Consider the following 14801-nt stretch of genomic DNA (forward strand, 5'->3'; position numbering starts at 1 on the left):
ACCGGGTTTTCCGGGCGACGCGGGAGGTCAGACGCTGCGCAGGACCGAGACCACGATGCCCAGCACCGCGGCCTCGTCGCCGTCGATGACGTCGTAGGCGGGATTGCGCGGTTCGAGATAGACATGCCCGTCGCGGCGGTGGAACACCTTCACGGTGGCCTCACCGTCGATCATCGCGGCCACGATCTGGCCCGAGTACGCGTCGGGCTGCTGCCGTACCACGACGACGTCGCCGTCGCAGATCGCGGCGTCGATCATCGAGTCGCCCCGCACGCGCAGGCCGAACACCGTGCCGCGGCCGGTGAGGTCGCGCGGCAGGGTCAGCGTGTCGTCCACGTGTTCCACGGCCGGGATGGGAACGCCCGCCGCGATGTCCCCGACCACGGGAACGGACACCAGGTCGGCCGGCTCCGGCGCCGGGCCGCGCAGGAACAGGCGTACGTCGATCGGCCTGGTCATCGTCGCGCCCCGGCGGAGCAGGCCCTGTTCTTCCAGGCTCTTCAGGTGTTTCGACACCGACGACGGCGACCGCAGCCCGACCGCGCGGCCGATCTCGCGGGTGCTCGGCGGATAGCCGTATCTGACCACCCAGTCGCGGATCGTGGCCAGAATCCGCTGCTGGCGCTGCGGCAGGGCCGAGAAGTCCACGTGCTCGAACAGGTCGGGATCGTCGTAGGCGGTCACGTGCGACATGTTAGACGCCGCCGCCCATCGCGAAACCACCGACGGGGCAGGCGATCCCCAAGGTTTCCGCTCGCGTCGCGCTTGGGTGCTCCTGGCGCCCCGTCCCGTGCGGGACGCTCGTGGCGTCCCGCACGGGGGCCTTCGACGGTGTCCCGGGCGGAGTGCCGCTCGGGGGGTCGGGCGGGCCCGGCGCTCAGGAAGGCACGAGTTCCGCGCGGTGGCTGTCGCCGTCGGACAGGAACGCCGCCAGCGCCCGCCCCTGCTCGACCACGGCCTCACGGTCGGCCGGGGAGAGGCCGCGGAGCGGGGTGACGTTCACGGTGCCGTCCGTGACGGTCCAGGTCGCGGCGACCCGGCCGTCGACCAGGACGACCCGTACGCCCGCCACCGACAGCCCGCGATGGGCGTCATCGACGATCCGGCCGCGGTCGTCGTAGCCGAGCAGCGCGTTGTCGAAGGCGGGCAGGAACCGTACCGGGGCGGGTGTGTCCGGGTCGGGCCGCGGCGCGTCGGGGAGGTCAAGCAGCTCCCGGCCGCGCTCGTCCCTGAAGGAGACCAGTTCCCCGCGGAGCGCGGCGATCGCCGCGGGCAGTCCGGCGAGGCCGCACCAGGCGCGCAGGTCGGCCGAGGCGGCCGGGCCGTACGCGGCCAGGTAGCGCCGCAGCAGCACCTGCCCGACCGGATCGGCGCCGTCCGGGGACGCGGGGTCGAGGGGGTCGATCTCGCGTCCCAGCCAGGAGGAGAGCGGGAGGTTCCGCACACCGGCGCGCGTGCGCCACAGCCCGCGCGGCGGCAGTTGCACCATCGGGATGAGGGCGGCGACCAGTATCTCGCCCAGCGCCCGCGGTCCCGGCTCCGGCCAGCGGTCGGCGAGCGCCCGCGCCAGCTCGCTCATCGAACGGGGCTCGCCGTCGGACATCACCGCCCGGCCCGCCGCCGCCAGCTCGTCGAGGTCCACCTCGGCCAGCTCGCGGCGGTAGGTGCCGAAGGTCCGCGCGCGCAGCATGAGGTCGTGGCGGGCGCGCCAGGCCAGGGCGTCGTCGGCGGTCATGAGGTGGACGGTGCGGCGCATGAGGTGCGTACGCACCACGCGCCGCCCCACCAGCAGGTCGGAGAGCACGGCCGGGTCGAACGCGCGCACCCGCGACCAGAGCCCGACGAACGGTTCCTGCGGCTCCTGGGCCTGCAGCCCGCACAGGTGCGCGACGGCGTCGATGACCGGCAGGTCGGCGCGGTCGAGCAGAAGCTGCCGGGCGAGCGTCGCGCGGTTGAGCGCCCGGCTGTCCAGAACGGTCATGCCGCGGTGCGCCCGTCGGCCGGTCGCCGCCGGAGCGCGGCGCGGGTGACGGCGGGCGAGGGATCGGACGCCGAGCCGGTCCGGACGGGCGGGGCGTGTGACACCTGGTGGGTCATGGCGGGGAGTGTTCTCCTCGAGGTCGGTCCGTGGTGACGGATCTGGTACGGATCGCGTGGCCGGGCTCCCGGCCTGGCCGGACATCGTAGCCCGGGGCGGCGGGCCTCCGGGCTCATGCGACTGCTGGACGCCCGCCGGGCCCGCCCCCGGTTCACCGGCGGTCAGCGTTCGGCAGGTTCGGTGGCGACGTCGACGACCCAGACGACGCCGTACCTGTCCTTCAGCATCCCGTAGAGGGGCGCCCACGGCGCGGGGCCCAGCGGACGCAGGACGGCCGCGCCGTCGGACAGTCTCTCCCAGTACGCGGCGACCTCGTCGGCCGCGTCGGCCGCGTCCGCTGCGTCGGCCGCGTCGCCGCGGAGCGAGACGAAGAACGCGTTCTCACCCGGGTTCCACGGCTGGCGTGCGGGCACGTCGTAGGCCATCACGGCGAACCCGCTCGCGGCGGCCACCTGGCCCCACATCACGTGGTCCGCGTCGGACGGGTCCTGGACGTTTCCCGCGTCCCGGTACGTGACCACGGCCACGTCCCCGCCGAAGACGGACTGGTAGAACGTGAGCGCCGCGCGCGCGTCACCGCGGAAGTTCAGGTGGGTCACGGCCTTGACGGGCATGTTCGGCTCCTTCGCCGGTCGGTTCATCGTGTCGGGGGCGGACCCACGTTCGCAGGTGAAGAGGACAGGGTGTGGCCGCTTCGCCGGGCAGAATGAACGGCATGCAGAAAACCTCAGCGCGACTGCTGGCGTTGCTCTCGCTGCTCCAGACGCGCCGCGACTGGCCGGGAGCGCTGCTGGCCGAGCGGTTGCGCGTCAGCCCGCGTACCGTGCGCCGTGACGTCGACCGCCTGCGCGAGCTGGGCTATCCCATCCTGGCGTTCAAGGGACCCGACGGCGGATACCGGCTGGACGCGGGGACGGAGCTGCCGCCGTTGCTGTTCGACGACGAGCAGGCCGTCGCCCTGGCCATCGCGCTCCAGATCGCCACCACCAGCGGCGCCGGCATCGAGGAGGCCGCGGCCCGCGCCCTGAACACCGTACGGCAGGTCATGCCCGCACGGCTGCGCCGCCGGATCGACACGGTCGAGGTCACCGCCGTCGCTCCGGCCAGGAGGGAGCCCCAGGTCGGCAACAGCGTCCTCATGGCGCTGAGCGCCGCCGTCCACGACCGCGAGGTGCTCCGCTTCGACTACGCCTCCCCGCAGGCGAACGACGGCGCCCCGCCGCGGCGGGTGCAGCCGCATCACCTCGTCACCTGGAGCGGGCGCTGGTACCTCGTCGCCTGGGACCTCGACCGCGAGGACTGGCGTACGTTCAGGGCCGACCGGATCACCCCGCGCGTCCCGACCGGGCCCCGCTTCACCCGGCGCGCGCTGCCGGGAGGGGACGTGGCCGCCTTCGTGATCGCCCGCTTCCGCGGCGTGGACGGCGACGGCGGCTCCGGCGGCTGGCCCTGCCGCGGCGAGGCGATCCTCGGCCTGCCCGCCGCCGAGGTGTCCCCTTTCCTCCGTGACGGAGTCGTCGAGGAACTCGGCCAGGACCGCTGCCGCGTCGTCCTGGGCTCGTGGTCGTGGCACGGCGTGGCCTGCGCCATCGGCAGGTTCGACACCGACATCGAGGTCGTCGGCCCGGCCGAGCTGAGGGACGCCTTCGCTCACCTGGCCCGGCGCTACGCCAAGGCCGGGGGCGACCGGTCCGCGGACGGACCGGCCGACCGCTCGGTGCCCTCGGCGTCGCGCGGGCGCGGTCGTCAGGGCGGGCCTGGCCAGGTCGTGGCCTCCGCCAGGCTGTCGTAGCGGGGGAACAGGCTGACCAGGTCGGTGATGGTGAGCAACCGGGCGAGCGGCCCGTGCACGCCGACGAGGCGGAACGCGCCGCCGCGTTCCTCGGCCCTGCGCTGGGTGCTGATGAGCGTCCACAAGCCGCACGAGTCGCAGAACACCAGGTCCGTCACGTCCACCACGATCCTGGGCCGGTCGGCCGCCAGCAGTTCGGTGAGCTTCTCGGCCAGGGTCAGCCTGGTCAGGCGATCGAGTTCTCCTGCGAGGCGCACCACGTGACAGCCCGGCAGCCGCCGGACGTCGATGGAGAGCACTGTCATGACGCCGCTCGCCCATCCTCTCGGCGCCGCCCTTCCCCGCGTGCCGCGGCTGTCCGGCGGCGATGTCGGACATCGGTCTCGCTCTACCCCACGGCGCGGTCCTGCCTCCTCGATGAACGGCAGGGATGGACGTCAGGTGAGCAGGATGTAACGCCCTGGCCACGGCTTGAGTCCGTACGGATCCGGGCAGAACGGACGCGCGGCGGGCTCAGGGAACCCGTTCCGGACGGTGGACCGCGACGTCGCCGAACCTCGCCAGCACGGACGGCAGATCGCCCGGCCCTCCCCGCAGGGCGACGTCGAGGAAGGCCGCGGTGGTCTCGGTGGTGTTGCGCAGCGCGTTGCGATCGCCCAGGTCTCCGACGAGGAAGGGGACGGGCGGGAGGTAGAAGGGCGCGTCGGTGAAGCCGAAATGGGCCATGCCCGGGATCGTCAGCCGGTAGGTGGTGGCGGTGCCGAGCGTCAGCACACGGGTGAGCCGCGGAAGGTAGCGCGGGTTCTCGTCGAGTCCGACGGCGCTGGTGAGCGCGAGCGCCGGCTGGGGGAAGGGCGCGGGGGCCGGGTCGTGGGGGTAGCCGTCGACGTCGATGACGGCGGCGAACCGGGTGTCCTGCCGGGCCGCTAGCAGAGCGGCACCGCCGCCGAGGGAGTGGCCGGTGGCGGCGGCCCGTCCGACGTCCAGGCGTCCGGCGAACGGGCCGCCGGGCTCGCCCCGGTCGAGCCGGTCGAGCCGGGTGAGGGCGAAGCTCAGGTCACGGGCCCGGGTCGCGGTGAGATCGGCGGCGAGTCTCTCGTCCGCGGCCGGGTCGCCGGTGGCCCTGGCGCGGGTGTGGATGACCCGGCCGTCGTCCAGGACGACGGCGGCGGAGTCGTAGGGGTGGTCGAGGGCGGCGACGACGTAGCCGCGTCCGGCCAGTTCCTCGGCCCAGGCGGTGTTCTGGCCTCGGACGCTGCCGACGCCCGGCGAGAACAGCACCACTGGGAAGCGCCCGGCGGCCACGGGCGCACCGGCCACCGACCGGGTGCGGGCGCGCGGGAGTGCGTCCAGGACGAAGCCCGGCAGGCCGAGCTGCCCGGCCAGCGCCTGGGCGACGGTCCGCGCCTCGCGCTCGGTACGTCCGAAGTACGGCGCCCGCGCGGCTCCGGCGGGGCTCGGACGCGCGGGGTACCAGAGCTGCGCCACCACGATGCGGTGGTCGTCCGGGGCGGCGGTGGCGGGCTCGGGGCGGTCCTGGTCGGTCCACTGCAGCACGACGGTACCGGTCGCGTACGGGCCGGACGGCGCGGGAAACTCCGGCACCGGAAACGCCCACGCCGCCACCGGCCCCACGGCGACGAGCAGGAGGCACACCGCCGTTCCTGGCACCGCCAGCCACCACCGCGCCCGCCACGCCGCCCGCCGCGCGCCCCGCCGCGACAGCGAGCCGACGGCGAACGGCAACGCGAGCCCGACCCCGGCGAGCCCGGCCCCCGCGAGCACGGGCACCATCTGCCAGCGCACGCCGAACCCCACCACGAGGAGCACGGACAGGCCGGCGAGCGCGACCGCGCCGACCGTGACCCCTCGGCGGACCCGAACCGGCGCCCACCGGGCCGCCACGAGGACGACCGCGGCGCCGACGACGAGAATCTCCACGAAGCTCACCAGGCAACTCTGCACCGCGCCCGGCCCTGAGACCTCCTTCTCAGGATCGCTTGCCAGGTCATACCCCGGTCGCACAGCCCCCACCGAACCACCCCCGCAGGCGCAGCCTCCCGTCACCTGGAGGAGCACGACCGTACGTTGTCCGCAATCGCGGCCCTGGTTCGGGGCGGTCGTGGGGGTCGCCGAGAACCGGAGTGGGTTCGTTGTGCGATAGACGGTGTGTGAGACGGTTTCCCTTTCGGCGGCGAGAGGTGCCCGACGGCGCCGGTGACCGCGTCCCCGACGACAGCGCCTCCGATGCTGAGCTGGTCGTCGCCGTCGCCGCGGGCAGTGCCGCCGCCCTGCGTGTCCTTCACCGTCGCCACGCCCCGTGGCTGCGGGCCCGGCTGGCGCGGCGATGTGCCGACCCCGACGTCGTCGATGACGCGCTGCAGGAGACGTTCCTGGCGGTGTGGCGGTCGGCGGCGCGGTTCGAAGGGGACGATCCGGCGGGCTGGCTGTGGACGATCGCCATCCGCCGTCTCGTCTCGGCGCTGCGCGGGCGCGGCTCCCGCTGGATCGGCGGGGACAGAGCCGTGAACGCAGCCGTGAACACAACCATGAACACAGCCGTGAGCGCGGAGCCCGTGACCCCCTCGGCCGAGGACGTCGTGCTGCTCGGGGTCGAGCACGGCGACCTCGGCTCGGCCCTCACCCGGCTCTCCCCCGAACTGCGCGCCGTCATCGAGGCGACCGTGCTGGACGGCCTCACCACCAAGGAGGCGGCCCGCCTGCTCGGCATCCCCGAAGGCACGGTCAAGACCCGCGCCATGCGGGCCAGGGCCCGGCTGCGAGAGGAGCTGTCATGACCCCCTGGCACATCTCCGACGACCTGCGCGAACGCTACCTCGGCGGAAGGCTCGACGCCGCACTCGCGATGTCCGTCGACGCCCACCTCGGCCGGTGCGCCGAGTGCCGGGCGACGGTGCCGTACGAGCGGGACTGGCTGGAGGCGTCCTGGCAGCGCCTGGAGACCCGGCTCATCGGGCCGCGGCCGAGCCTGCGCGAGCGCCTGTTGCGCTACGGCGGCGTGCCCGACCACCTGGCCAGGCTGCTGTCGGCGACCCCGGCGCTGGGCTGGGGCTGGGTGGTGGCGGTGGTGGCCGCCCTGGCATTCGGGGTGCTGGCGGCGCGGCAGGATGCCGCGTTCCTCCCGGCGTTCCTCATCGGGGCGCCAGTGCTGCCGCTGGCCGGGATCGCGCTGGCCTACGGGCCGCGCGTCGATCCGGCGTACGAGCTGCTGGCGGCCACCCCCCTGGCGGGCCCGCGGCTGCTGCTGACCAGGGCGACGGCGGTGCTGGCGGTGGCGACGGCGCTCGCCGCGCTCGCCGCGCCGCTGCTGCCCGCCCCGCCGGGCCTGAGCGCCGCCTGGCTGCTGCCTTCGCTGGCGGCCTGCGCCGGGTGCCTGGCCCTGTCGAACCGGCTGCCCGTGCCGATCGCCGCGCTCGCCGTCGGCGGGTCGTGGCTGGCCATCGTCGGCACGGGCGGCCTGTTCGCCGGGAGCTGGCTGGCCGTCTTCGGGCCGTTCGCGCAGCTCGGGTACGGCCTGGCCGCCCTGCTGCTGTCCGTCCGCATCCACCGAACGACCACCCGAATGGGCACCACATGATCCAGATCAGGAACCTGACCAAGGCGTACGGCCGCAGGCGGGCCCTCGACGGCCTCGACCTGACCCTCGGCACCGGCGTGACCGGCCTGCTCGGCCCGAACGGCGCCGGTAAGACCACGCTCCTGCGCTGCCTGGCCACCACGCTGGCCCCGTCGTCCGGGTCGATCGAGGCGTACGGACTCGACCCGGCGAACCCCCTCCAGCGGACCGCGCTGCGGCGCAGGCTCGGCTACCAGCCGCAGGACCCCGGCTTCTACCCGCACTTCACCGCCTTCGACCTGGTCGACTACGTCGCGATCCTCAAGGAGATGACCGACCGCGGCCGACGGCACGCGGAGGTGCGGCGGGTGCTGGGCGAGGTGGACCTGACCGACCAGGCCAGGATCAGGGTGCGCCGCCTGTCGGGCGGCATGCGGCAGCGGCTCGCGCTGGCGCAGGCCCTGCTGGGCGAGCCCGACCTGCTGATCCTCGACGAGCCGACCGTGGGGCTGGACCCGGAGCAGCGGATGTTGTTCCGCGCGCTGGTGTCGCGGCTGGGTGAGCGCCGGACGGTCGTCCTGTCCACGCACCAGACGGAGGACGTCGCCGCGCTGTGCGAACGCGTCGTCGTCATGCTGGCCGGGCGGGCCGTCTTCGACGGGACGCCCCGGGAGCTGGCCTCGGTCGCGGCCGGGCGGGTGTGGCTGTCGGAGGAGGCGCCGGTCGCGTCCCGGATGTTCTGGCGGACGGCCGACGGGCGTTACCGGACGCTCGGCGAACGTCCGCCGTCGGCCGAGGCGGCCGTGCCCGGGGTCGAGGACGGCTACCTCACCCTGCTCGGCCGGGACGAGGAGGCGGCGGCGTGACGTGGGAGCTGGCGCTGTTCGAGGCGCGGCGGCTGCTGCGGCATCCGCTGGTGTGGGGCGCGGCCGCGCTGGTGCTGGCCGTGCAGACGTACCTGAGCCGGGATCAGCAGCCGGATCTGGGGGTCGATCCGGTCCACGCGACGGGGTTGTCGGCGTGCCTGGCCGGGGCGGTGCTGATGGTGGCGAGCCTGGCCGCCTCGCGTGACGGGCGGCACGGGATGCCGGAGACCCTGGCCGGGCTGCCGGGGCGGGCCGAGCACCGGACGCGGGCCGTCCTGCTGGCCGCGCCGCTGGTCGCGGGGGTGGCCGCGGCGGTGACCGTGTTCGCCTATCTCGGGATCCGGCTGCTGAACGGGCCGGTCGCGGGACGGCTCGACCCGTGGGAGCCGTTGACGGCGGTGGCGGCGGCGATGCTCGCCGCGGCGCTCGGAGTGGCCGTCGGGCGGTGGGCGCGGTGGCTGATCGCCGGGCCGATGGCGGTGGCCGCGCTCGGCGTCTTCATCATCATGAACACGACGAACGGCGCGGCGGGGTGGTGGCTGCCGGTCATGCAGGAGTACCGCGCGGACTGGCCCGACCGGCCGTCCGGGGTGCACCTGGTTTACGTGGTGGCGCTCGCGGCGCTGTTCGCCGGGCTGGCGCTGCTGCGGCACCGGGTACGGCTCGCGCCCGCGCTGGCCCTGGTGGCCGGGTTGGGGGTCGCGGTGCCGACGGGGGCCCTCGCGGCCGCCGAGCCGCCGGTCACGTGGCCCACGACGGGCGAGTTCACCATCGAGGACGTGGATCCGCGGGTCCGCGAGCGCTATCACGGGGCGGGCACGCATCGGTGCGCGGCGCGGCAGGGGATCACGTACTGCGCGTACCCGGGCTACGAGCCGTGGATCCCGCTGTGGGAGGAGACCGTGCGCGCGGCCGTGGACGTGCTGCCCGCCGCGCTGCGGGCCCGGGTGCCGCGGGTCGAGCAGACGAGCCTGCGCTGGTACCTCGGAGAGGACGGCGCCACCGTGATCAGGCCGACGATGACGTGGGGCCATCCGGACCAGCGCACCGCGCTGGCCATGGACGTGGCGATCTGGGCGACCGGCGTGCGCGACGCGGACGGCGGCGACGTGGACGGCGCCTCGGGCTGCGACGCTCACGGGCAGGCCCGCACGGTCGTCGCGCTCTGGATCGCCGGTCAGGTCTCGCCGCCCGAACTGCCGCGCGAACTCCGCGTCGACGCCGGCCATCACAGGACCGTGCTCGCCTCGTGGGGCCCGGCCGAGGTCGGTTACGCCAAGTTGCTGCTGTCCGCCCCGGGCGCCCGCGAGAAGGTGCTCGCCCACTGGGACACGCTCATGAAGCCCACCACGACCATCGACCAGGCCCTGCCGCTGCTCGGCCTGGACCGGACGTTCGACGCGCCGACGGGAGCCACGCCATGCGCCTGACACCGACCACCGTCCGCTCCCCGGGTCACACCCCGGAGAGCGGCCCAAAGAGCGGCCCAGGGATCGGCCCAGGGATCGGGGCCGCGCGTCTCGCCGTCCCGCGGGGAGGTGGGTTCGTCGTGAGGTGGCGTACGGCCGTCCTGCTGGTCCGCCCGCTGACCAGGGCGGTCGACTGGGCCCCGCTCGCGGTCGTCACGGCGTTCGCGGCGGCCCTGCTGACGCTGGTGAACGCCGGGGATCCGCTCGGCGGGGCGGACGCGCTGCTGCTGATGCGGATCACCGGCACCCTGCTCGGCTCCGCCGCCGCGTTCGCGCTGGTCGACGCCATGTCGGCCGACCTGGGGCCGGCGGCGGCCCCGCGCTGGGTCCGGCAGGCGCTGCGGTGCCTGCTGGCCGGTGGCGCGGCGGTCGCCGTCTGGTTCGCCGCGTTCGCCTACGCGCTGTCCCGGCTGCCCGAGGGTGCGCTCTTCCCGGTCGGTGACCTGCTGGTCGAGATGGGCGTCTGCCTGGGCATCGGGCTGGCGTCCGCCGCGACGGCCGTCCGGTACGCGACCGGGCGGCAGGCCGCCATGGCCGCCGTGGTGGTGCAGCTCGCCCTGGTCCTGGCGACCATCCTGCTGCCGGATCAGCTCAGGCTGTGGCCGCCCACCTGCGGGTTCGGCTTCTGGGATCAGGCGCACGCGTTCTGGCTGGGCATACTGCCCGTGCCGTACGTGTGGCTGGCCCTGGCCTGCCGAGACCTGCGCCGCTGACAACGCGGGGAGGCGGCGGGGCGGTGACGCCGCCGCATTCCGGCGGGGCGGCCTGGGCGGGCAGTTGAAAGCCGTGGTTCAGACGGCCGTCATGCGGGCGGCGGAAAGTGTTCACGGGATTTCGTGACACTCCGCCACATGCGTAACAAAACCCCGATTTGTCTGGCGGCGGCGAGCCTGTCGGTGCTCGCCCTGGTGACTCCCGCCACAGCCGCCGCCACAGCCGCCGCCACAGCCAGGCCGTCCGGCCTTGAGCTGTCCCTGCTCGGCCGCTACTCCGCCGGTGCCGTAGGGGTCGGAGCGGCGGAGATCACCGCGTACGACGCGAAGACCCGCCGCGTCTTCGTCGTCAACGCGCAGCAGGGCACGGTGGACGTGCTCGACCTGCGCGACCCGCGCTCCCCGCGCAAGGTGACCACGCTCACCACCCCCGGCGCCAACAGCGTGGCCGTGCACGACGGGCTGGTGGCGGTCGCGCAGCAGGCGACGAACAAGACGGCCGCGGGCACGGTGGCGTTCTTCGACGCCCGGACGGGCAAGAAGCAGCGCCAGGTCACCGTGGGGGCACTGCCGGACATGCTGACGTTCACCGAGGACGGGCGGCAGGTCGTGGTGGCGAACGAGGGCGAGCCCACCTCGTACTGCGCCGGGGCCGTCGACGACCCCGAGGGATCGGTCAGCGTCATCGACGTGCGCCGGGGCACGGTACGCACCGCCGGCTTCCGGGCGTGGAACGGCAAGGAGGACGCGCTGCGCGCCAAGGGCGTACGCGTCAGCGGGCCGGGGGCGAGCGCGGCCCAGGACCTGGAGCCGGAGTACATCACCACCGAGAAGGGCACCGCCTGGGTCACCCTCCAGGAGAACAACGCCCTGGCCATCGTGGACCTCGACCGGGCCACCGTGCGCGACATCGTGCCGCTCGGGCTGAAGGACCACTCGCGACCGGCCAACGCGCTGGACGCCTCCGACCGCGACGGCAAGATCGACATCCGTACCCACCCGGTCAAGGGCGTGTACATGCCCGACGCAATCAGCCACTTCCGCGACGGCGGCCGGACCTACCTGGTGACCGCCAACGAGGGCGACAGCCGCGACTGGGAGTGCCACAGCGACGAGGTGCGGGTCAAGGACACCGACCTGTCGCCGACCGCGTTCCCGAACGCGGCCGAGCTGAAGAAGGACGCCGAGCTGGGCCGGCTGACCGTCCTGGCCGACTCGCCGAAGGACGCCGACGGCAGGTACACCGAACTGCGCGTGTTCGGCGGCCGGTCCATCACGATCCGCGCCGCCGACGGCTCGCTGGTCTGGGACTCCGGCAGCGAGCTGGAGCAACTGATCGCGCGTGAGCTGCCCGCCCAGTTCAACTCCGACAACGAGGAGAACGACTCCTTCGACTCCCGCAGCGACAACAAGGGGCCCGAGCCCGAGGGCGTGACGGTCGGCGACGTACGCGGCCGCACGTACGCGTTCGTCGGCCTGGAGCGGGTCGGCGGCATCGTCGCCTACGACGTCTCCGACCCCCGCAAGCCGCGCCAGGCCGCATACGTCAACACCCGCGACTTCACCGGCGACGTCGAGGCCGGCACGGCCGGGGACGTCGGCCCCGAGGGCGTGCTGTTCATCGACGCGCACGACAGCCCGACGCGCACCCCGCTGCTGGTGGTCGGCAACGAGGTGAGCGGCACCACCAGCGTGTACGAGATCAAGTCCTGAGCGCACGCGCGGTGTCCCGGCCGCCCGAGGAGGATCACGGCCGGCCGGGAAAACGCGTTGCCGTGGCCGCCCGGTACGTAGGAGGCTCCCGGTGTGAAGATGCACGCCGATCAGCTCACGGTGCCGGTCGAGACCGTGCGCGCGCTGGTGGACGACCAGTTTCCCGAGTGGCGCGAGCTGCCCGTCAGGGGCGTCGACGCCCAGGGCACGGTCAACGCCATCTTCCGCATCGGCGACGAGTTCGCGGCCCGCTTCCCCCTCGGGGGCGCCGACTCCGGCGCGACGCGGCGCCTGATCGAGTCGGAGGCGCGGGCGGCTCGCGAGCTGGCGGGCCGCACCCGGTTCCGCACGCCGCGACCGATCGCGATCGGTGAGCCGGGGGCGGGCTATCCGCTGCCGTGGTCGGTGCAGACGTGGCTGCCCGGCGAGGTCGCCACCGAGGAGCACCCGGGCGGCTCGGACGCGTTCGCGCACGACCTGGCCGACCTCGTCACCGATCTGCGGGCCGTCGGCACGCGCGGCCGTACGTTCACCGGCGGGGGCAGGGGCGGCGAGCTGCGCGCCCACGAGGAGTGGGTGGAGACCTGCTTCGAACGCAGCGAGGGCCTCCTCGACGTTCCCCGGCTGCGCCGGATCTGGGCCGTCCTGCGCACCCTGCCGCGCACCGCCGCGAAAGACGTGATGTCCCACGGTGACCTGATCCCGGGCAACGTACTGGTGTCGGGCGACCGGCTGGGCGGGATCCTCGACGTCGGCGGCTTCGGGCCGGCGGACCCCGCCCTCGACCTCGTCAGCGGGTGGCACCTGCTCGCGGCCGGGCCACGGCGGCTGCTGCGCGAGCGCCTGGGATGCGACGACGCCGAATGGGAGCGGGGCCGGGCGTGGGCCTTCGTCCAGGCGCTGGGCATGGTCTGGTACTACGTCGAAAGCAACCCGCCGATGGCCCGGCTGGGCCGCAGCACCCTCGACCGCATTCTCGCGAGCGACCCGTCCCCCTGAGCGCAAGGCCGTCACGCGCCTGGTCCGCGCCGACCCGTGACGTGGTTTCGAGATGTCGGGCGTCCTGCGTCCAGCCACTTTCCGCTCGATGGTCCACCGTACCGAAGTCGGTCAATAGAAATGTGCCGCAGAAAGGCGCCGAGCGGCGACAGAGATAATCCGTAGGGCGGTCGAGAAAGGTCACGCCCCAGTGGTCCGGGCGGCCCGCACGAGGCGGGCCACCCAAAGCCATCATCTGACGGCGGCTTCGGGACCTGTCACGGACGTCAGCACTTTGTCCGGAAGGTCTTTGAGGCGACACCGCCCGCCGCGCGCCACTTGCCCTGAGAGTACGTGAAACCCTGTATCCACGTCCGCCACGTGAAGGTGCCGAATGTCTTGCACTTCGCCGTGGGGTAGGCCGCCCCGGGCCACCTCAGCGTCTTGGTCTGCCGATCGTCCCAGCCCCACCAGCGCTTCTGCTGGAGCTTGACGGTCATGTACCGGCTGGCGGGACTCAGCCCGCATTTCGCGCCGCCCTGCCCGACGACGTGCCACGCCCCTTTGATCTTCTGGCCGTAGGGCTTGCCGACCCACTGGCAGGGCGCCTCCGCTTGATTGGTGCGAGCGGCTGCGAAGGCACTCCCGTCAACCTTCGCAAGCCCCGCGTCCGCCTGCCTCGCTCCTGCGCTGGCGGGAGACACGGCGGAGGCGGTCAGAGCCGCCACCGTGACCAACCCGGGCAACAGCAGTCTCCAGGGTCGGATTGCCATAGATCCGATCCGCATGTGCTTCCTCTCTACGCGCCGGCTCCTTCGCCTGCGGAACCGGGGTTTGGACACCCACCGTTCTGGCGAGTACGCGTCCAGTTATGAGAGGCATACGGTTGATTTACAACCATATTCATCAGGCCAAACAAAATATCCGGCACATGCCCAAATAATGCCTGTAAGCATTCAGCCATTGCACGGCCCGAAAACTCCTGACTGCTTTCGTGAGCGTATTGGAGCATGCGTGACTGCGACAGTCGTCCCGCCTGAATTCAGGTGACGCGATATGGTCCAGTCGTGGTCGCGGTGCGGCAGCACGAGTGCGGCTCGGACGATCGGCGGAGGGTTCCGTAGGGGACGAGGGGATGGACGCGATGCCTCTTGAGGGCGAGTACGAGCCGAGTCCGGCGCAGTGGGTGCGCGAACAGGTCGCGCTGTACGAAGGCTCGGACGGCACGCAGGGGACGACGCTCTGGGACACGGGATTGCCCGTCGTCATTCTCACGACGCGCGGCGCGAAGAGCGGCAAGATCCGCAAGATTCCGCTGATGCGTGTGGAGCACGAGGGACGGTACGCGGCCGTGGCCTCGAAGGGCGGTTTCCCGAGTCACCCGGTCTGGTACTTCAACATCAAGGCCGACCCGCACGTGGAACTCCAGGACGGGCCCGTACGCCAGGACATGACGGCCCGTGAGATCACCGGGGACGAGAAGGCCGAGTGGTGGGAGCGCGCGGTCGCCGCATATCCGCCGTACGCCGAATACCAGGAGAAGACCGATCGGGTGATCCCCGTCTTCGTACTGGAGGCGACGGCCGGGAGTTGAC

General features: G+C 73.3%; 15 protein-coding genes. 9 read left to right on the plus strand and 6 right to left on the minus strand.

Annotated features, from left to right (window positions below; translation table 11 throughout):
* Positions 1-27: 27 nt before the first annotated feature.
* The 3 genes from lexA to ACZ6S0_RS44925 all read right to left on the minus strand — a co-directional run bounded on the left by lexA (position 28) and on the right by ACZ6S0_RS44925 (position 2712).
* Positions 28-693, minus strand: a complete 666-nt coding sequence (gene lexA / locus ACZ6S0_RS44915) for a transcriptional repressor LexA (RefSeq protein WP_465925720.1) — start codon at positions 691-693, stop codon at positions 28-30.
* A 184-nt stretch (positions 694-877) separates the two neighbouring features.
* Positions 878-1981: a winged helix DNA-binding domain-containing protein gene (locus ACZ6S0_RS44920; protein ID WP_465925721.1), complete on the minus strand. Its 1104-nt coding sequence runs from the start codon at positions 1979-1981 to the stop codon at positions 878-880.
* A 278-nt stretch (positions 1982-2259) separates the two neighbouring features.
* Positions 2260-2712, minus strand: a complete 453-nt coding sequence (locus ACZ6S0_RS44925) for a VOC family protein (RefSeq protein ID WP_465925722.1) — start codon at positions 2710-2712, stop codon at positions 2260-2262.
* Positions 2713-2813: 101 nt separating this feature from the next.
* On the opposite strand from ACZ6S0_RS44925, the gene ACZ6S0_RS44930 reads away from it, so the two are divergent.
* The gene (locus ACZ6S0_RS44930; protein WP_465925723.1) at positions 2814-3890 is read left to right on the plus strand and encodes a helix-turn-helix transcriptional regulator; all 1077 of its coding nucleotides are present in this window, start codon (positions 2814-2816) and stop codon (positions 3888-3890) included.
* Here the strand turns inward: ACZ6S0_RS44930 and ACZ6S0_RS44935 are convergent.
* A complete protein-coding gene (locus ACZ6S0_RS44935; protein WP_465925724.1) occupies positions 3845-4195 on the minus strand; it encodes an STAS domain-containing protein in 351 nt (116 codons plus the stop codon). The genes ACZ6S0_RS44930 and ACZ6S0_RS44935 overlap by 46 nt on opposite strands.
* 208 nt (positions 4196-4403) lie before the next feature.
* Positions 4404-5840 carry an alpha/beta hydrolase family protein gene (locus ACZ6S0_RS44940; RefSeq protein ID WP_465925725.1) on the minus strand — a complete coding sequence of 479 codons (1437 nt, stop codon included), beginning with the start codon at positions 5838-5840 and terminating at the stop codon, positions 4404-4406.
* A 251-nt stretch (positions 5841-6091) separates the two neighbouring features.
* Here ACZ6S0_RS44940 and ACZ6S0_RS44945 point away from each other — a divergent pair, with 251 nt between their 5' ends.
* From ACZ6S0_RS44945 to ACZ6S0_RS44975, 7 genes are all read left to right on the plus strand, one after another.
* Positions 6092-6688, plus strand: coding sequence for an RNA polymerase sigma factor (locus tag ACZ6S0_RS44945; RefSeq protein WP_465925801.1), 597 nt, complete (start codon positions 6092-6094; stop codon positions 6686-6688).
* A complete protein-coding gene (locus tag ACZ6S0_RS44950) occupies positions 6685-7488 on the plus strand; it encodes an anti-sigma factor (protein ID WP_465925726.1) in 804 nt (267 codons plus the stop codon). Before ACZ6S0_RS44945 ends, ACZ6S0_RS44950 begins: the two co-directional genes overlap by 4 nt.
* A complete protein-coding gene (locus tag ACZ6S0_RS44955) occupies positions 7485-8333 on the plus strand; it encodes an ABC transporter ATP-binding protein (RefSeq protein WP_465925727.1) in 849 nt (282 codons plus the stop codon). Before ACZ6S0_RS44950 ends, ACZ6S0_RS44955 begins: the two co-directional genes overlap by 4 nt.
* Positions 8330-9763, plus strand: coding sequence for a hypothetical protein (locus ACZ6S0_RS44960; RefSeq protein WP_465925728.1), 1434 nt, complete (start codon positions 8330-8332; stop codon positions 9761-9763). Before ACZ6S0_RS44955 ends, ACZ6S0_RS44960 begins: the two co-directional genes overlap by 4 nt.
* 119 nt (positions 9764-9882) lie before the next feature.
* The gene (locus ACZ6S0_RS44965; RefSeq protein WP_465925730.1) at positions 9883-10515 is read left to right on the plus strand and encodes a hypothetical protein; all 633 of its coding nucleotides are present in this window, start codon (positions 9883-9885) and stop codon (positions 10513-10515) included.
* Between the two features lie 138 nt (positions 10516-10653).
* Positions 10654-12228, plus strand: coding sequence for a choice-of-anchor I family protein (locus ACZ6S0_RS44970; protein ID WP_465925732.1), 1575 nt, complete (start codon positions 10654-10656; stop codon positions 12226-12228).
* Positions 12229-12327: 99 nt separating this feature from the next.
* Complete coding sequence (locus ACZ6S0_RS44975) at positions 12328-13227, plus strand: aminoglycoside phosphotransferase family protein (RefSeq protein WP_465925803.1); 900 nt, start codon at positions 12328-12330, stop codon at positions 13225-13227.
* A gap of 266 nt (positions 13228-13493) precedes the next feature.
* Here the strand turns inward: ACZ6S0_RS44975 and ACZ6S0_RS44980 are convergent, their stop codons facing one another.
* Positions 13494-13994, minus strand: coding sequence for a hypothetical protein (locus ACZ6S0_RS44980; protein WP_465925734.1), 501 nt, complete (start codon positions 13992-13994; stop codon positions 13494-13496).
* Positions 13995-14350: 356 nt separating this feature from the next.
* On the opposite strand from ACZ6S0_RS44980, the gene ACZ6S0_RS44985 reads away from it, so the two are divergent.
* Positions 14351-14800 carry a nitroreductase family deazaflavin-dependent oxidoreductase gene (locus ACZ6S0_RS44985; protein ID WP_465925805.1) on the plus strand — a complete coding sequence of 150 codons (450 nt, stop codon included), beginning with the start codon at positions 14351-14353 and terminating at the stop codon, positions 14798-14800.
* Position 14801 lies beyond the last annotated feature (1 nt).

The organism is Nonomuraea sp. NPDC051298, from assembly GCF_055586305.1.